20 protein-coding genes are annotated in these 14,552 nt (G+C 72.1%); 10 read left to right on the forward strand and 10 right to left on the reverse strand.

Annotated elements, in window-relative coordinates; all coding sequences use genetic code 11:
- Positions 1-74: 74 nt before the first annotated feature.
- Entirely contained in the window at positions 75-953 is an 879-nt protein-coding gene (locus HUN58_RS07630; protein ID WP_180225585.1) for a LysR substrate-binding domain-containing protein, read from the reverse strand.
- Positions 954-1,021: 68 nt separating this feature from the next.
- Between HUN58_RS07630 and HUN58_RS07635 the strand changes: the two genes are divergently transcribed.
- The 3 genes from HUN58_RS07635 to HUN58_RS07645 are packed head-to-tail and all read left to right on the forward strand — an operon-like array spanning position 1,022 to position 2,290.
- Positions 1,022-1,510 carry a GNAT family N-acetyltransferase gene (locus tag HUN58_RS07635; protein WP_058741967.1) on the forward strand — a complete coding sequence of 163 codons (489 nt, stop codon included), beginning with the start codon at positions 1,022-1,024 and terminating at the stop codon, positions 1,508-1,510.
- 25 nt (positions 1,511-1,535) lie between these two features.
- Positions 1,536-2,084: a GNAT family N-acetyltransferase gene (locus HUN58_RS07640; protein ID WP_180225586.1), complete on the forward strand. Its 549-nt coding sequence runs from the start codon at positions 1,536-1,538 to the stop codon at positions 2,082-2,084.
- Between the two features lie 17 nt (positions 2,085-2,101).
- Entirely contained in the window at positions 2,102-2,290 is a 189-nt protein-coding gene (locus HUN58_RS07645) for a hypothetical protein (RefSeq protein ID WP_069711663.1), read from the forward strand.
- 107 nt (positions 2,291-2,397) lie between these two features.
- Here HUN58_RS07645 and HUN58_RS07650 read toward each other — a convergent pair whose 3' ends face one another.
- Positions 2,398-3,585 (reverse strand): MalY/PatB family protein, encoded by a 1,188-nt coding sequence (locus HUN58_RS07650; RefSeq protein ID WP_229666756.1) that lies wholly within the window; start codon positions 3,583-3,585, stop codon positions 2,398-2,400.
- A gap of 110 nt (positions 3,586-3,695) precedes the next feature.
- Between HUN58_RS07650 and HUN58_RS07655 the strand changes: the two genes are divergently transcribed.
- Complete coding sequence (locus tag HUN58_RS07655; protein ID WP_058741962.1) at positions 3,696-4,472, forward strand: isocitrate lyase/phosphoenolpyruvate mutase family protein; 777 nt, start codon at positions 3,696-3,698, stop codon at positions 4,470-4,472.
- Between the two features lie 106 nt (positions 4,473-4,578).
- Here HUN58_RS07655 and HUN58_RS07660 read toward each other — a convergent pair whose 3' ends face one another.
- Together HUN58_RS07660 and HUN58_RS07665 are read right to left on the reverse strand one after the other, a co-directional pair.
- Positions 4,579-6,519: an amidase family protein gene (locus tag HUN58_RS07660; protein WP_254631643.1), complete on the reverse strand. Its 1,941-nt coding sequence runs from the start codon at positions 6,517-6,519 to the stop codon at positions 4,579-4,581.
- Positions 6,516-7,298: a cohesin domain-containing protein gene (locus HUN58_RS07665; protein ID WP_180225587.1), complete on the reverse strand. Its 783-nt coding sequence runs from the start codon at positions 7,296-7,298 to the stop codon at positions 6,516-6,518. The genes HUN58_RS07660 and HUN58_RS07665 overlap by 4 nt, the downstream gene beginning before the upstream one ends.
- Before the next feature lie 397 nt (positions 7,299-7,695).
- Between HUN58_RS07665 and HUN58_RS07670 the strand changes: the two genes are divergently transcribed.
- On the forward strand, positions 7,696-7,986 hold the full coding sequence (locus tag HUN58_RS07670; RefSeq protein WP_144802489.1) for a hypothetical protein: 291 nt from the start codon (positions 7,696-7,698) through the stop codon (positions 7,984-7,986).
- 196 nt (positions 7,987-8,182) lie between these two features.
- Here HUN58_RS07670 and HUN58_RS07675 read toward each other — a convergent pair whose 3' ends face one another.
- Positions 8,183-8,512, reverse strand: coding sequence for a hypothetical protein (locus tag HUN58_RS07675; protein ID WP_058742755.1), 330 nt, complete (start codon positions 8,510-8,512; stop codon positions 8,183-8,185).
- 114 nt (positions 8,513-8,626) lie between these two features.
- On the opposite strand from HUN58_RS07675, the gene HUN58_RS07680 reads away from it, so the two are divergent.
- On the forward strand, positions 8,627-9,091 hold the full coding sequence (locus HUN58_RS07680; RefSeq protein WP_058742756.1) for a helix-turn-helix domain-containing protein: 465 nt from the start codon (positions 8,627-8,629) through the stop codon (positions 9,089-9,091).
- Positions 9,088-9,462 carry a HepT-like ribonuclease domain-containing protein gene (locus HUN58_RS07685; RefSeq protein ID WP_180225588.1) on the forward strand — a complete coding sequence of 125 codons (375 nt, stop codon included), beginning with the start codon at positions 9,088-9,090 and terminating at the stop codon, positions 9,460-9,462. Before HUN58_RS07680 ends, HUN58_RS07685 begins: the two co-directional genes overlap by 4 nt.
- A gap of 7 nt (positions 9,463-9,469) precedes the next feature.
- Here HUN58_RS07685 and HUN58_RS07690 read toward each other — a convergent pair whose 3' ends face one another.
- Both HUN58_RS07690 and HUN58_RS07695 read right to left on the reverse strand, forming a co-directional pair.
- Positions 9,470-9,931: a phage tail protein gene (locus HUN58_RS07690; protein WP_141860546.1), complete on the reverse strand. Its 462-nt coding sequence runs from the start codon at positions 9,929-9,931 to the stop codon at positions 9,470-9,472.
- Between the two features lie 37 nt (positions 9,932-9,968).
- Positions 9,969-10,322: a hypothetical protein gene (locus tag HUN58_RS07695; protein ID WP_058742759.1), complete on the reverse strand. Its 354-nt coding sequence runs from the start codon at positions 10,320-10,322 to the stop codon at positions 9,969-9,971.
- Positions 10,323-10,430: 108 nt separating this feature from the next.
- Here HUN58_RS07695 and HUN58_RS07700 point away from each other — a divergent pair, with 108 nt between their 5' ends.
- Positions 10,431-11,066 carry a TetR family transcriptional regulator C-terminal domain-containing protein gene (locus tag HUN58_RS07700; RefSeq protein ID WP_058742760.1) on the forward strand — a complete coding sequence of 212 codons (636 nt, stop codon included), beginning with the start codon at positions 10,431-10,433 and terminating at the stop codon, positions 11,064-11,066.
- Positions 11,067-11,099: 33 nt separating this feature from the next.
- Here HUN58_RS07700 and ychF read toward each other — a convergent pair whose 3' ends face one another.
- From ychF to HUN58_RS07715, 3 genes are all read right to left on the reverse strand, one after another.
- Positions 11,100-12,173 (reverse strand): redox-regulated ATPase YchF, encoded by a 1,074-nt coding sequence (ychF, locus tag HUN58_RS07705; protein WP_114848934.1) that lies wholly within the window; start codon positions 12,171-12,173, stop codon positions 11,100-11,102.
- A 61-nt stretch (positions 12,174-12,234) separates the two neighbouring features.
- Positions 12,235-12,387 (reverse strand): hypothetical protein, encoded by a 153-nt coding sequence (locus tag HUN58_RS07710; protein WP_175326642.1) that lies wholly within the window; start codon positions 12,385-12,387, stop codon positions 12,235-12,237.
- Between the two features lie 9 nt (positions 12,388-12,396).
- Complete coding sequence (locus HUN58_RS07715; RefSeq protein WP_180225589.1) at positions 12,397-12,951, reverse strand: hypothetical protein; 555 nt, start codon at positions 12,949-12,951, stop codon at positions 12,397-12,399.
- 51 nt (positions 12,952-13,002) lie between these two features.
- Here HUN58_RS07715 and HUN58_RS07720 point away from each other — a divergent pair, with 51 nt between their 5' ends.
- Both HUN58_RS07720 and HUN58_RS07725 read left to right on the forward strand, forming a co-directional pair.
- Positions 13,003-13,677, forward strand: a complete 675-nt coding sequence (locus tag HUN58_RS07720; RefSeq protein ID WP_254631644.1) for an exonuclease domain-containing protein — start codon at positions 13,003-13,005, stop codon at positions 13,675-13,677.
- Between the two features lie 95 nt (positions 13,678-13,772).
- Positions 13,773-14,531 carry a GntR family transcriptional regulator gene (locus HUN58_RS07725; protein ID WP_114848932.1) on the forward strand — a complete coding sequence of 253 codons (759 nt, stop codon included), beginning with the start codon at positions 13,773-13,775 and terminating at the stop codon, positions 14,529-14,531.
- Positions 14,532-14,552 lie beyond the last annotated feature (21 nt).

A 14,552-nucleotide genomic window follows, 5' to 3' on the forward strand; every position in this document is an offset into this window, starting at 1 on the left:
GATGTCGGGTGCCTGGTTCGATCCGGACCCCCGGACATCGGGCGCCGTGCGGGTTCGGCAGCGCACCGCGCGGGTCAGGGCTCCGTCGCGGCGATGAAGTTGCGGAGGATCTCGCGGTCGTCGTCGGCCCGGACGGCCCACACCAGTTCGCTCCGGTGCGGATCGTCCCGCAGCGGGAGCAGCACGACCGTGTCCGGCGCGGCGAGCGTGGCGCTCTCCGGCGCGACCGTGACCCCGAGCCCCGCGCCGACCAGGTGGAGCACGGTCGCCCAGGTCGTCGCCTCCTGCACGACCCGCGGCCGGCGCCCCTCGACGACGACGGGCGCGAGGTTCCGCTCGGTCGCGACCGAACCGGCGACGGCGGGGAAGAAGACGAACGGGTCGTCCACGAGCTCCGCGCCGCGGATCGCCTTCCGGTCCGCGAGCCGGTGTCCGCGCGGGACCGCAGCCACGAAGGGTTCGGACCGGAAGGGCCGGAAGCGAACGGCGGGCGTCGGGTCGGGATCCCGCAGGACGGCGAGGTCCAGCTCGCCGCGGACGATCCGGGCGAGGAGCGTCGACGAGTAGCCCTCGGACAGCTCGACGCGGACGAGCGGGTACCGCTGCCGGAACGCCTGGACTCGCTCGATCGGCCCGAGGGGCAGCGCCGAGACGACGAACCCGACGTCGAGCCGACCGGCCTCACCCCGACCGACCCGGACGACCTCGTCCAGGTCGCGCTCCACCTGGTCGAGGAGCGACCTCGCCCGACCCTGCAGCACGTGACCCGCCGGCGTCAGCGCCACACTGCGCGAGGTCCGGACGAACAGGTCGACACCGAGGTCGCGTTCGGTGCGCCGGATCTGCTGCGACAGGGCGGGCTGCGCGAGCCGCAGTCGGGACGCTGCCCGACCGAAGTGCAGTTCGTCCGCGACTGCCAGGAAGGCGCGCAGGTGACGGAGGTCGACATCCATGCAGTCAGATTATCGATGTGCACGAACGAGTATTGGACGTGACTGCATCGTCCGTCGAGGATGGAGGCATGCCCGAAGCGACGCCCACCCTGACCATCGCCGAACTCGACTCCCCCGCCGACGCCACCGCGTTCCGGACCCTCAACGAAGCGTGGATCGAGCGGTACTTCACGCTCGAGGACGAGGACCGCGCGATCCTCGGCGACCCGGTCGGACGCATCGTCGAACCCGGCGGTGCGGTGTTCGTCGCCCGCCTGGACGACGAGGTGATCGGCTGCGTCGGCCTGATGCCCGTCGGCGAGCGCGTGTACGAGCTCGTCAAGATGGCGGTGTCACCCGAGCACCAGGGGCACGGCACCGGCAGGAAGCTCATCGCCGCAGCGCTCGACCGGGCGAGGGTCCTGGGCGCTCAGCGCGTGGCACTCGAGAGCGCCAGCCGCCTGGCGAGCGCGGTGCACCTGTACGAGGCGTTCGGCTTCAGACACCTCGAACATGACGAGATCGCCCCGAGCCCCTACGCCCGCGCCGACGTGCACATGGTGCTCGACCTGGTGTGATCCCCGGCCCGGTAGCGTCGCGGTCGTGCACATCCGACCGCGCCGCGACGACGACCTGGAGCACCTGGTCGAGGTGCTCCGGCGCACGCACCGGGAGGACGGCTACCCGGCGCGCTGGCCCGACGACCCCGCGTCGTGGCTGACGCCGCCCGGGCACCTCGCCGCTTGGACCGCATGGTCGTCCGGCAGCGTGGTCGGGCACGTCGGGCTGGCCGCTCCCGACCCGGACGCGGCCCCGCTGGTCACCCGGCTCGTCGTCCACCGGGACCACCGCGGGCTCGGGATTGCCGACGCCCTCCTCGCGACCGCCGAAGCGGCCGCCGGAGCAGCAGCTGCCACCGCCGCAGCCGCAGCCGCAGCCGCAGCCAAGGCGACCGCCGAGCCCGCCGCCGACGCCGCCGCCGACGCCCCCGACGTGCCGACCCTCCGGCTCGACGTGACCGAGGAGACCCCGGGCGCGTGGCGGCTGTACGAACGCCGCGGCTGGCGGTTGACCCACCGGTCCCCTGCGGACTGGGCGAAGCCGGACGGCACCGTCCCGACCATGCGGTGGTACGAGAAGCGCCTGCGGTGAGCCGGTACGCTCGCGGCATGGCGACGTACGAGGTGCAGGCCGTCCGCGAGCGCGGCGTGTGGCAGGTGTTCATCGAGGGGACCCCGATCACCGAGGTCCTGCGCTGGTCGTCCGTCGGCCCGGTCGCGCGGGAGTTCCTCGCCATGGACCGCGACGACGACCTGCGCATCCGCGTCGTCGGGCGCAACCAGTACGTCGACGACTGAGCTCGCCGCGCGAGCCCGTGCCCGAGACTCGGCCCCGGCGACGAGACTCGAGCGCCGGCCCGCGGGACTCGTCGCTCAGCCCGAGACTCAGCCCAGGCCGCCGGCACTCACGCCACGTGCCAGACCAACCCCTCCTGCGCACTCGACGGGTACGCCGCCGCGATGCGGAACACCGCCTCGCGCAGGGTCTCCGGTGAGCACGCCAGGTTGAGCCGCGCGAACCCCCGCCCCTGCGACCCGAACCCGAGGCCCGAGTTCAGCGCCACGTAGGCGTTCTCGCGCAGCGGCACCGCCGGGTCGTCGCCCAGGCCGATCCCCCGGAAGTCCAGCCACGCCAGGTACCCGGCCCGCGGACGCGTGTAGACCACCCCGGGCAGGTGCTCGGCGAGCAGCGAGCCGAGCAGCCGCTCGTTCGCCACGATCCGCGCGACGACGTCGTCGAGCCAGTCCGTGGCGAGCGTGAACGCAGCGAGGTTCGCGTGCAGCCCCAGGATGCTCGTCCGGCAGGCCACTTCCTCCCACAGCGTGTCGAGGAGCGCCTCGGTCCGGTCGTCCCCCGCGACGATCACCGAGCACTTCACCCCCGCGAGGTTCCACCCCTTGCTCGCGCTCGTCACGCAGACGCTGCGGGCACCGGCGGCCTCGGCGACCATCGCGAACGGGGTGAAGCGGACGCCGGGGTGCGTCAGCGGCGCGTGGATCTCGTCGCTGATGACGAGCACGTCGTACCGCGCGGCGAGTTCGGCGAGCGCCACCAGGTCGGCCCGGTCGTGCACCAGACCCATCGGGTTGTGCGGGTTGCAGAGCAGGAAGACGCGGACGCCGTCGGCGAACGCTCGCTCGAGCCCCTCGAGGTCGAGCCGGTAGACGCCCCACTGCTCGGCGAGCGGCACCTCCTCGACCTGACATCGCGCTTCTTCGACGAGCTCGAAGAACGGCGGGTACACCGGCGGCGTGATGGCGACGCGGCCACCGTCGGGCAGTGCGAGGCGCAGCGACTCGACGATCCCGACGCTGACGTCCGTCGCCAGGTGCACGCGTGCCGGGTCGACGTCCCAGCCCCACCGCTCGCGGGCGAACTGCGCGAACGCGGGCGCGAGCGGCCCCGGTCCGTCCAGGTACCCCAGGTCGGACTGCTGCACGCGCTCGATCAGCGCCTGCCGGATCGCCGGCGCGACGTCGTGGTCCATCTCCGCGACGAACAGGGGCAGCACGTCGGGCGCGTACCGCGTCCACTTGATGCTCGTGCGGACCCCGCGGAGCGAGCCGACCGGGTCCTGTTCGTCGTCAGCCATGCGTCCCAGCATGCATCGGAGAGGAGGCACGGTGCGAGTCCGACCGTCATCCCGCGTCGTCTGCGGTGCCGTTCCCGGCCCCGCCAGGCGTCCGCCCGTAGGTTCGGGTCATGAGCACGAGCACCGCCGACAAGGCGACCACCCTCAAGCAGCTGCACGAAGCCCCCGAGATCCTCCGCGTCGTGAACGTGTGGGACGCGATCAGCGCCAAGGTCGTCAGCGACCTGCCGGAGACGAAGGCGATCGCGACCGCCGGGCACTCGATCGCCGCGAGCCACGGCTACGACGACGGCGGGATGCCCCTCGACGTCGCCCTCGCCGGCGCCGCGACGATCGCGAGCGCGACCGACCTGCCGGTGACCGCAGACCTCGACGACGGCTACGAGGACCCGGCCGAGACGATCCGGCGGGCGATCGGCGCGGGCATCGTCGGCGCGAACGTCGAGGACCGGCTCCGCCCCTTCGACGAGGCCGTGGCCCGCGTCGCCGCGATCACCGCCGCCGCCCAGGCCGAGGGCATCGACTTCCAGCTCAACGCCCGCACGGACGCGATCGCCCGCGGTGGAGACCGCCCGATCGACGAGAGCATCGAGGACGCGATCGCCCGCGGCAAGGCCTTCCTGGACAACGGCGCGGCGCTCGTGTTCGTCCCCGGCGCGATCCAGCGCGACGTGGTCGAGCGACTCGTCGCGGGCCTCGGACGCGGCAAGCTCTCGGTCATCGGCCTGCCGGGCGCCCTGCCCGCCGCCGAGTACCAGGAACTCGGCGTCGCACGCATCTCCTACGGCCCGCTCACGCAGCGCGTCGCGCTGCGCGCGCTCCGCGACCTGGCGACCGACCTCTACGGCGGCGGCGTGGTCCCCGAGGACACCCCCGTCCTCAACTGACGGTCACCACCCGGCCACGTGACGGACGGGAGGCGCGACACCAGCTGGTGCCGCGCCTCCCGTCCGGTGTGGGGTCGCGTAGCGACCGACCGACGGCCGCTCCCGGTCAGCCGACCGGCCCGTAGAGGGCCGGTGTGGTGCGCGCGTGCGTCGCCTGCTCGAAGGCGTAGCCGAGTCCGATGACCGTGGCCTCGTCGAACGAACGGCCGAGGAACTCGAGGTTCACGCCGCCGCCGGTGACGGTGCCGTCCGCTGCCGTGGCCTGGCCCATCGGAACGGTGATCGCCGGCATGCCGGTGTTCGGGCTGAGCCGCATGTTCGTCGACTGGGTGCCGTACGGCGTCCCGGACGGGTACACGAGGGCGTCGAGGTCCTGGTCCTGCAGCATCTGCGTGACGAGCTGCTTGCCGGTCGCGAGCTGCGTCGTGTGCGAACCGCTCGGACCCGCCCACGCCTGGTACTGCGCGTCGGTGACCGCGTTCCGCGACTCGTAGGTCGCCTTCCGGCTCGGGACGTACCTGCCGGAGTCGAGGATGCCCTGCAGTGACCGCGCACTCACGTCGGGGTCGAGGTGCTTCGCCACGTACTCGTCCAGGTCGTGCTTGAACTCGTTCGTGCTGCCGCTCCCCTCGGAGAGCACGCGGTTGAAGCCCGTCGTCGCGGTGATCGGGACGACGGTCGCGCCGGCGGCCTGCAGCTCGGCGACCGACTGGTCGAAGAGTCGCTTCGTCGTCGCGTTCGTGCCGACCATGCTCGTGACGTAGCCGATCCGGGCGCCCTGCAGCGCGGTCGGGTCGAGCGGCGCGGTGTACGACGTGGGCACCTTGCCGACCTGCGCGCTCGTCGCCGGGTCGGCGGCGTCCACGCCCGTGACGGCGTCGAGGGCCACCGCGGCGTCGGTCACGGAGCGGGCGATCGGCCCGCCGGTGTCCTGCGACAGCGCGAGCGGGATGATCCCGTCGCGGCTGGTCAGGCCGACGGTCGGGCGGATGCCGACCAGCTGGTTGTAGGTCGACGGGATGCGGATCGATCCGCCGGTGTCGGTGCCGAACCCGATGCCGGCGAGGTTCGCCGCGATCGCCGCGCCGGTGCCGCCGCTCGATCCGCCGGCGCTCTGCGCGGTGACGTACGGGCTCGCGACGAGGAGCGAGGAGCCAGCCGGCTGGCCCGCCGAGAACTCCGACACGAAGCCGTAGGCGAACTCGTCCAGGCTGGCCTTCGCGAGGATCACCGCGCCGGCGTCCCGGAGCCCGGCGACCATGGTCGCGTCGGTGGTGGTCTGGTTGCCGTCCCAGCAGCCGCAGCCACCGGTGGTCGGCATGTCCTTGGTGTCGTAGTTGTCCTTCACGGCGATCGGGACCCCGAGGAGCATGCTCGTCATGCCGTGCGCGGCACGCTCGGCGTCGGCGGCCTTCGCGGCGGTCAGCGCGGCGGCGTTCGTCGTGATGATCGAGTTGAGCGGGCGGCCGGTCGACGCCGGGTCGACCTTGGTGCGGTCGTAGGCGGCGATCCGGTCGAGGTACTCCTGCGTGATGGCGGCCGAGGTGGTGACCCCGGCGTTCATCGCGGCCTGCATGTCGATCGTCGACGCCTCGACGAGCTGGAACGGGCCGTCGTCGTAGATCATCCGCTGCGAGAGCGCGGCGACGTCGGCGACGGTGATCGTGCCGTCCTGGTCGGTGTCCGCCGCCGCGACCGTCGACCAGTCGGGGTCGGTGCTGCTCGTCGCGCCGAGGTGGGCGGTGAGGAGTGCCACGTCGTCACGGGTGACCTGGTCGTCGCCGGTCAGGTCGAGCTGCGTGTAGTACGGCGCGAGCATCGCGGCGGGGCTCGCATCGACCGTCGGCGCGGCGGTGGCGGTGAGGGCGGGCGCGGCGGCGAGCGCCGTGCCGACGAGGGCGATCAGGGCGACGCCGGACGCGGCGGTGCGCGTCCGGGAGGTCCGTGCTGCCTGCTTGCTGCCGACGGTGGCTGCCCGCTTGCTGTCGGTGGCGGCTGCCTGCTTGCTGTCGGTGGTGGCTGCCTGCTTGCTGTCGGTGGTGGTCATGCGGCGGCTCCCTCGCGCTCGCGGCGTGCACGACGGGCGCGCACGGTGAACAGGGCGGCACCGAGGCCGAGGAGTGCGAGCGACGCGGCCGCCCACGGCAGGACGTCGGCGCCGGTCCAGGCCAGCGCGCCGCCGGTCGGTCGGCCGCCGTCGGTACCGACGGGCGTGACCCCGGCAGGCGTCGTGGCGCTGCCGGACGGCTCGCTGGTCGGGGTGCCGGTGGGGTCAGCACCGGCGGTCGGGCCGCTCGTCGGGGGCGTGCTGGGCGAGGGCCCGGCGACGGCGACCGAGGCGGAGGCCGGGTCGGCGAGGGTCGTGGTCGACCCGTCCGATCCGACGAGCACGACGCGCGTGACCGTGAGGGTCGTCTCGCCGGCGGCCTCGGGCGTGAGGGACACTCCGGCGTCGAGGTCACCGCTCAGCGCCGGCGAGGTGCCGAGCCGCGTGTGCACGATCGTGATCGCGTCGGCGTCCTGGTCGGCGCGGTCGAAGCCGCCGTCCGGGCCGGTGACGCTGTCGTCGACGAGCGACACCGCGTCGGGGTCGGCGTCGAGGGTGATCTCGTACGCGTAGACGTCCGTGGTGGCCGGGATCGTGACGTCGAGGTCGAACGGCTGACCGACGGTCGCGGCCGTCGGAGCCGCGACGCGGACGGTGGACGCGGTCGGAGCCGCCGACGCCGGTGCGGCGACGAGGAGGCTGAGGCCGATGGCCCCGGCAGCGGCGATCGTCGCGGAGACGACCGTGGCGCGGGGACACCGGAGGGTTCGGTGCTGCATGCAGGCAGGCCCTTCGGGTGCGGGATGGCTGAGCGGGTACTCAGTGATCCGCACGCTAACGACGTGCTGTTTCACGGACGGGCGCGGGGCGTTTCGTCGGCGTTACGTCGTGCCCGCCCAGCGCGGGCGTGGGATCTTGCTGGACGTTCCCCACGACCTGACGTATAGTGTCTGGTTGGTGAACTGCAGCGAACCCATCTGACTCGCGCACACCGAACCGTCTCGACACCGATCCGCCGGATCGCATTCCACCGAGACCACCGCTCGATCCGAACGGACGAGCTGCACGTCGAGACACGACGTGCGCGCCACGCCCCGATGCGTCGGGCCGGACTGGGACGTCCGTGCCGACACCGGGAGCCCCTGGCGCCGAACGACCAGGAAGTACCGCACCACCATGACCAGCACCATCGACCGCATCAGCATCTCCGGGACCGCACTCGCGGCGCCCGTGATCACCCCCGACCGCATCGCCGAGTTCCCGGTGCGCGAGGACCGCTCGCAGCGCGAGTACCTCGTCCGCATCCCGGCCGACGACCTCCGGACCTTCGTCACCCGCGACGCCCGCGTGGCCGTCGACGGCGAGGCCGGCTGGACCGTCCCCGGACGCTCCTGGCGGGGCGAGGCGAGCCGGACCATCCTGCTCGCCGGGTCCGTCCACCAGGGCGAACTGGCCCTCGCGGCCTGACCGCACCCGCTCGACACCGAACGCCGCCGGCTCCGTGCCGGCGGCGTTCGTCGTGTCGGGCCTCGGTGCCCTTCTCCGTCAGACTGCCTGCCCGCCTGCCCGCCTGCCCGTCGATGGAGCAGCAACCGTCGAGTCCTGGCGGGACGCCCGACGTCTTCTGCTCCATCGAGTGGGCTGCGCGTGTCTGGCCTCCGGGTCAGCGGTCGTCAGCGCCGCGGAAGTGCGCGCGGCCGTCGGCGTTCACCGGGACCGCGGGGCCAGCGCGCCGAGCGGCGTCGCGGAGCCGGCGGATGAACGCCGGGTCCTCGGGCTCGAGTTCGTCGTCCGGCGCCACGGTGACCGTGAGCTCGCTCGCCGGCCCGATGAGCACGAGCGCGGTGGAAACCGAACCGTCGTCGCCGACGATCGGCACCGTGATCGCGTCCGTCCGGGCGTTCGCGCCGAGCACTGCTGCGTAGTCGACGACCGCGTCGGCGATCAGGTCCCCCGTCAGGATCAGGTTGGCGTCGTAGTGGATGTACTTCACGTGCCCTCCCGCTCTGTCCCCGTCGACGGTAGGTGAACGGTGTGCGAGGCCGTTCGGACTCTGCGTTCTCTGGCCAGCGGGGACCGGTATAGTCCGGGTCTATGGGGACGGACCATGCGCATCGATCGGGCCGCTGACCTCCTGCGTGCCGCGCGCGAGGACGTCGGCATGTCGCAGAGCGCGCTCGCCTCGGCTGCCGGGATGCAGCAGCCGACCATCTCCGCGTACGAGAGTGGCCGCAAGCAACCCCGCGGTGAGACGCTGGCACGACTGCTGCGCGCCGCCCGCGTCCGTCCGAGCATCCCGCTCGCGTTGTACGCGGACGACATCCTGCGCGCCGCTGAACGGCACCACCTCACGAACGTCCGCGTGTTCGGCTCTGCTGTGCGCGGTCAGGACCACGAGGACAGCGACATCGACCTGCTCGTGTCCCTGACCCCGGACGCCTCGTTGTTCGATCTCGGTGGGTTCGCCCACGAGGTCGAGACGATCACCGGATTCACGACCGACCTGCTCACCGACGACCTCGACGGTGACGACGCGTTCCGGCACGTGCTCGACGAGGCGGTGCCGTTGTGAGCGACGAACGGTTCCGTCCGCGTCCGCGAGATCCGCACACGGCGGACCTGAATCGCTGGCCCGCCGTCCGCGACGGCCTGTTGGACCTGCTCGCGGAGTGTTCCATGATCGTCGACCGCGGCCGCTCGGAGTTCGACGAAGCACGCAGCCTGACCTACCGCGCCGCCGAAGCCGTCGTCATCCACTTCGATGATCTGCTGGGACGCCTTCCGGACGACCGGCTCGCGATGCTCCCGGCAGATCTCTCGCTGGCAGCGGTGCGCCGGACTCGGAACATCTTGTCGCACGACTACCGACGCGCGAGGAAAGAGATCGTCTGGGACGTCGTGGAGCACCGAATCCCGGCCGTCATCCTGGCGGTCGTCGGCTGACGTCGGGTCAGTACTCGTTCTTGATGACGAAGTACGAGCCGCGGATCGTCCCGGCGAGCTTCGACCGCTGCCGCGCGAACTTGAACGCGCTCAATTCCTCGGGCTCGTCCATGCCGTCGGAGAGCTTGAAGCCGACCGCCCGTTTCCCGCCGGGCTCGAGAGCGTAGAGGACGTTGATCGACAGGCCCGACTCGTGGAACACGTAGGTCCACCGGAGTCCCTCGACCTCGAACTGCGTCGCCTCGAGCACGGGCGACGAGATCTCGATGCTCCGCTCCTCGCGCAGGATCCGGGCGACGTACTCGACGAGCTCGGGAACCTCTGCCGCCGGCTCCGTCGTGAAGACGTGGTCGTACTTGTTCCGGAAGTACCGCGCCTCGTTCGCCCGGAGTCCGGCGAGGGCCTCGGCGTGCGGTGAGGACTCCAGGCCCGCGGTGGAGACGGTGACGAAGTCGACGACGTACGACATGGCGACACCGTAGCGGAACGGCGCCCGCCGGGGCAGGTCAGGGGGTGGGCGGCTGCGTGCGGAGCTTCCGCGCCTCGGGCTCGTCGGAGTGCGACGAGGCGGCGTCGGCGAAGCGTCCCCCACCGACCGCAGCCGTACGACGGACCAGCTCGTTGACCAGGTCCTCGTCCTCCGGCTCGAGCTCGTCGTCGGGTGCGTCCTCGACCATGATCTGCGACGCCGGGCCGAGCAGGACCTCAGCGGTCGTGCTGAACCCCTCGGCGTCGGCACTCGGGATCTCGACGATGTCCGTCGTCCCGTTCTCACCGAGCGCAGCGGCGTAGGCGAGCACCGCTTCGGCGATCGCAGTGCCGGTCATCACCCGGTTGTCTCCGTAGACCACGTACTTCATGCCACCATCCAACGCCCCCACTTCCGGGCGTCCCCAGGTTCGTCCCCCACTCGGGCACGGCCTGTTCTGGGGGTAGCTCCCCGGACGGACACCGGGTGGACTGGTGACATGCTCCCCGTCGCCCCCGCCGATGCTGCCGCGCGCCTCCGAGTCGAGGTGGTCGGGGCGATGATCCGCGTGCTCCGCGTCCGCGCCCTGCACGAGGTCGCGTTCGAGCACGTCGCGACGGAGTCCGGTCACCCGATCGACATCGTGACCGAGGTGTTCCCCACGTGGGACGGGCTCCTGCTCGCGACGATCGACCAGTGGAACGAGCAGCGGACCCTGCCGCTCATGCCGATCGCGGAGCGCAGCGGCACCGTCGTGTTCCTGCGCGCGATCGTCGGAGCGAACGTGGCCGATCCGTCGCTCATGCGCTTCCTGACGTCCACGCTCAACATCGCCGCGACGCCGCACCACCCGCTCGCACCGATGCTGTACGTGCGGTGGCGGCGCTTCCACGCGTTCGTGCAGCAGGCGCTGCAGCACGACGTCGAGGTCGGGCGCGAGCCGGACACCATGGAGCCAGCGCGGGGCGCCGAGCAGCTGCTCGCGACCTACGAGGGACTGCAGCTGCAGTCGATGGTCCGGCCGGAGATGGACCTGCTCGAGTCGTTCGACCGGGCGGTCACCCGGCTGCGCGAGGGGTGGTCACGCGCGTACGTGCCGCCGGTGTGGGACCTGGACGCGCTCGAGACGGTCTGACCCCGCGCAACCGCACCCAGGTCGCCCGCTCGATCAGTTGTTGAAGCGGAACTCCACCACGTCGCCGTCCTGCATGACGTAGTCCTTGCCCTCGATCCGGGCCTTGCCGGCAGCGCGCGCCTCGGCGATCGAGCCGGTCGCCATGAGGTCCTCGAACGAGATGACCTCGGCCTTGATGAAGCCCTTCTCGAAGTCGGTGTGGATCACGCCGGCAGCCTGGGGCGCCTTCCACCCCTTGCCGATCGTCCACGCCCGCGACTCCTTCGGCCCGGCCGTCAGGTAGGTCTGCAGCCCGAGGGTGTCGAAGCCGATGCGCGCGAGCTGGTCGAGCCCGGACTCGGTCTGCCCGGTGGACTCCAGCAGCTCGGCGGCGTCGGCGGGGTCGAGGTCGATCAGCTCCGACTCGACCTGGGCGTCGAGGAACACGGCCTGCGCGGGGGCGACGAGCGCGGCGAGCTCGGCCTTCCGGGACTCGTCGGTCAGGATCGCCTCGTCGACGTTGAAGACGAAGATGAACGGCTTGGCCGAGAGCAGCCCGAGTTCGGCGATCGGCGCGAGGTCGATCGTCGCGGCGGACAGCAGCGTGCCCTGCTCGAGGATCTCCTTCGCGGCGCGCGCGGTCTCGAGCACGATCGGCTCGGCCTGCTTGAGCTTGACGATCTTCTCGTACCGGGGCAGCGCCTTCTCGATGGTCTCGAGGTCGGCGAGGATCAGCTCGGTGTTGATGACCTCGAGGTCGTCCTTCGGCGAGACCTTGTTCGCCACGTGCACGACGTCGTCGTCGGTGAAGCCGCGGACGACCTGCGCGATGGCGTCGGCCTCGCGGATGTTCGCGAGGAACTTGTTGCCGAGCCCCTCCCCCTCGCTGGCGCCCTTGACGATGCCGGCGATGTCGACGAACGACACCGGCGCGGGCACGGTCTTCTCGGACCCGAAGAGCGTCGCGAGCTGGTCGAGCCGCGGGTCGGGCAGGTTCACCACGCCGACGTTCGGTTCGATCGTCGCGAAGGGGTAGTTCGCGGCGAGGACCTGGTTCTTGGTCAGGGCGTTGAACAGGGTCGACTTGCCGACGTTCGGGAGACCGACGATTCCGATGGTGAGAGCCACGGGAGGACAGCCTACCGGCGGCCGCCCGCCGGAGCCGACCCCGATCCTTCAGGCCGGTGGGTCAGTGCTGCCAGAGGGAGGCCGCCGCCACCCAGATGGTGGTCCACAGCCCGTAGGCGGTGCCGGTCACGACGAGCGCGACGGCGGCGCCGCTCGCGGCGAGCGCCGCTCCGAGTCCGATACCGCGCTGGGCGGTCCCCTGGTCTTCCCCCATGCAGCGAATCTACGACGGGTCGCCTCCGGACGCCAGGGTGCGGATCCGGCGGTCCACGAGTTCCAGGACGTCGGACTGGAGGCGCTGCGAGCGTCGCCAGTCACCGGTCACCTCGAGCGCGTGGTCGGCCCCGTCGACGGTGTGCAGCCCGGCACGGGTCGTGCCGACCGCGGACGGCACCCAGAGCGGGTCGGCGGAGCCGCCGACCGCGAGGGATCCAGAGCCGCATCCAGCGAGGGCGGCGGCCACCGTGCCGTCGGTGAGGACAGGGGTCAGCCAGACGCCGTCGACGCCGTGGCGGACCGCCCACGGGAGCGCGTACGAGCCGAAGGACTTCGCGACGACCAGGTCGGGCATGCGGCCGTCGAGCGCAGTCACGATGGCGCCCTCGACGAACGCGACCGGGTCGGCCTTCGCGGCGGCGTCGACCGCCCAGGTGGGCGCGACGACCTCGGCGCCGTACCCGGCGGCTATCGCGTGCGACCACCACAGCAGCGGCGCCTGACGGCCGTAGCCGGCGCCGGGCAGCAGCAGGACGAGCGGGGGCGTGGTGGTCGCGGTCACGCTCCGGACGCTACCGCCCGGTGGCCGCAACGCCGAGGGCACGACGGGGGGATGTCGGAACCCCGTGCGACGATCGGGCCCGTGCCGTTGAACTTCACCGCGATCGACTTCGAGACCGCGAACAGCTCGCCCGCCAGCGCCTGCTCCGTCGGACTCGTCAAGGTCCGCGGCGGCCGGGTCGTCGATCGGGCGTCGTGGTTCATCCAGCCGCCGGACGGGCACGACGCCTTCCTGGAGTGGAACACGCGCATCCACGGCATCGTCGCGTCGGACGTCGTCGGCGCGAAGGGCTGGGCGGAGCAGTACGCGGACATCGTGGCCTTCGCCGAGGGGGACGTCCTCGTCGCGCACAACGCCCGCTTCGACATGGGCGTGATCGCCGGCGGGTGCTCCGCCACGGGCACCGAGCTGGCCGAGCACCACTCGCTGTGCTCCCTGCAGGTGGCCCGCAAGACCTACGCGCTCGAGTCCTACCGCCTGCCGATGGCCGCCCGGGCAGCGGGGTACGTCGGTTTCCAGCACCACGACGCGGCCGCGGACGCCGAGGCCTGCGCCGCGATCGTCGTGCACGCCGCCGGCCAGCACGGGTGCGACACGGTCGAGGCGCTCGGGGCGGCGACGCGCGTGCACATCGCGCCGGTCCGACCGCGTGCCGAGCAGCCACGGGCGACGACGCAGCCGCGGCAGCCGCGCCTGTCGAACCGGCCGATGATCTTCGCCGACTGACGCCAGCGGGCCGCCGGGGAGCCGCACAGCGCGGTGGTATTGTCACGACAATCCGTCCGGCGCTGTCGCCGACCCCGTCTTCCCGAAGGACCGCGATGACCAACGAGGGCCAGCTGCCGTCCGACCTGTTCCTGGACCTGGACCGGTCGGGTCCGATGCCCCTGTACTTCCAGGTCGCCTCGCGCATCGAGGAGACGATCCGCTCGGGTGTCCTGCCCCCCGGTGCCCGGCTCGAGAACGAGATCGCCCTCGGGGAACGCCTGGGCCTGTCGCGGCCGACGATCCGCCGGGCGATCCAGGACCTCGTCGACAAGGGGCTGCTCGTTCGTCGGCGCGGAATCGGCACGCAGGTCGTGCACGGCCCGGTCACGCGGAAGGTCGAGCTGACCAGCCTGTACGACGACCTGGCGCAGGGGTCGCAGGCGCCGACGACGAAGCTGCTGGAACGGAACGACGTGCCGGCCTCGGACGTCGTGGCCGAGGCCCTCGGCGTCGCCCCCGGCACGGTCGTCGCCCACATCCGCCGGGTGCGGTTCGCCGAGGACGTGCCGATGGCGGTGCTCGAGAACTACCTGCCGCCGGAGTTCACCGACATCACCGACACCGACCTGCAGGCGCACGGCCTGTACCAGCTGCTGCGCGGCCGGGGCGTGACGATGCGGGTCGCGAAGCAGCGGATCGGTGCCCGTGCGGCGACCGGCGACGAGGCCGACCTGCTCGAGATCGAGGACGGCGACCCGGTGCTCACGATGAGCCGGACGGCCTACGACGCATCGGGCCGGGCGGTGGAGTACGGCGTGCACTGCTACCGCCCGGACCGCTACTCGTTCGAGGTCACCCTCGTCGACAAGTAGGTCGTGCGACTGTCCCGACAG

It is taken from the genome of Curtobacterium sp. Csp1 (genome assembly GCF_013347185.1).

Bases quoted from the DNA above. Each gene is read 5' to 3' on its own strand.
- HUN58_RS07655 (WP_058741962.1), top strand. From the start codon at position 3,696: ATGAGCACGAGCACCGCCGACAAGGCGACCACCCTCAAGCAGCTGCAC.
- HUN58_RS07645 (WP_069711663.1), top strand. From the start codon at position 2,102: ATGGCGACGTACGAGGTGCAGGCCGTCCGCGAGCGCGGCGTGTGGCAG.
- HUN58_RS07665 (WP_180225587.1), bottom strand. From the start codon at position 7,298: ATGCAGCACCGAACCCTCCGGTGTCCCCGCGCCACGGTCGTCTCCGCG.
- HUN58_RS07635 (WP_058741967.1), top strand. From the start codon at position 1,022: ATGCCCGAAGCGACGCCCACCCTGACCATCGCCGAACTCGACTCCCCC.
- HUN58_RS07725 (WP_114848932.1), top strand. From the start codon at position 13,773: ATGACCAACGAGGGCCAGCTGCCGTCCGACCTGTTCCTGGACCTGGAC.
- HUN58_RS07690 (WP_141860546.1), bottom strand. From the start codon at position 9,931: ATGTCGTACGTCGTCGACTTCGTCACCGTCTCCACCGCGGGCCTGGAG.
- HUN58_RS07670 (WP_144802489.1), top strand. From the start codon at position 7,696: ATGACCAGCACCATCGACCGCATCAGCATCTCCGGGACCGCACTCGCG.
- HUN58_RS07695 (WP_058742759.1), bottom strand. From the start codon at position 10,322: ATGAAGTACGTGGTCTACGGAGACAACCGGGTGATGACCGGCACTGCG.
- HUN58_RS07720 (WP_254631644.1), top strand. From the start codon at position 13,003: ATGTCGGAACCCCGTGCGACGATCGGGCCCGTGCCGTTGAACTTCACC.
- HUN58_RS07700 (WP_058742760.1), top strand. From the start codon at position 10,431: ATGCTCCCCGTCGCCCCCGCCGATGCTGCCGCGCGCCTCCGAGTCGAG.
- HUN58_RS07680 (WP_058742756.1), top strand. From the start codon at position 8,627: ATGCGCATCGATCGGGCCGCTGACCTCCTGCGTGCCGCGCGCGAGGAC.
- HUN58_RS07710 (WP_175326642.1), bottom strand. From the start codon at position 12,387: ATGGGGGAAGACCAGGGGACCGCCCAGCGCGGTATCGGACTCGGAGCG.
- HUN58_RS07650 (WP_229666756.1), bottom strand. From the start codon at position 3,585: ATGGCTGACGACGAACAGGACCCGGTCGGCTCGCTCCGCGGGGTCCGC.
- HUN58_RS07660 (WP_254631643.1), bottom strand. From the start codon at position 6,519: ATGACCACCACCGACAGCAAGCAGGCAGCCACCACCGACAGCAAGCAG.
- HUN58_RS07630 (WP_180225585.1), bottom strand. From the start codon at position 953: ATGGATGTCGACCTCCGTCACCTGCGCGCCTTCCTGGCAGTCGCGGAC.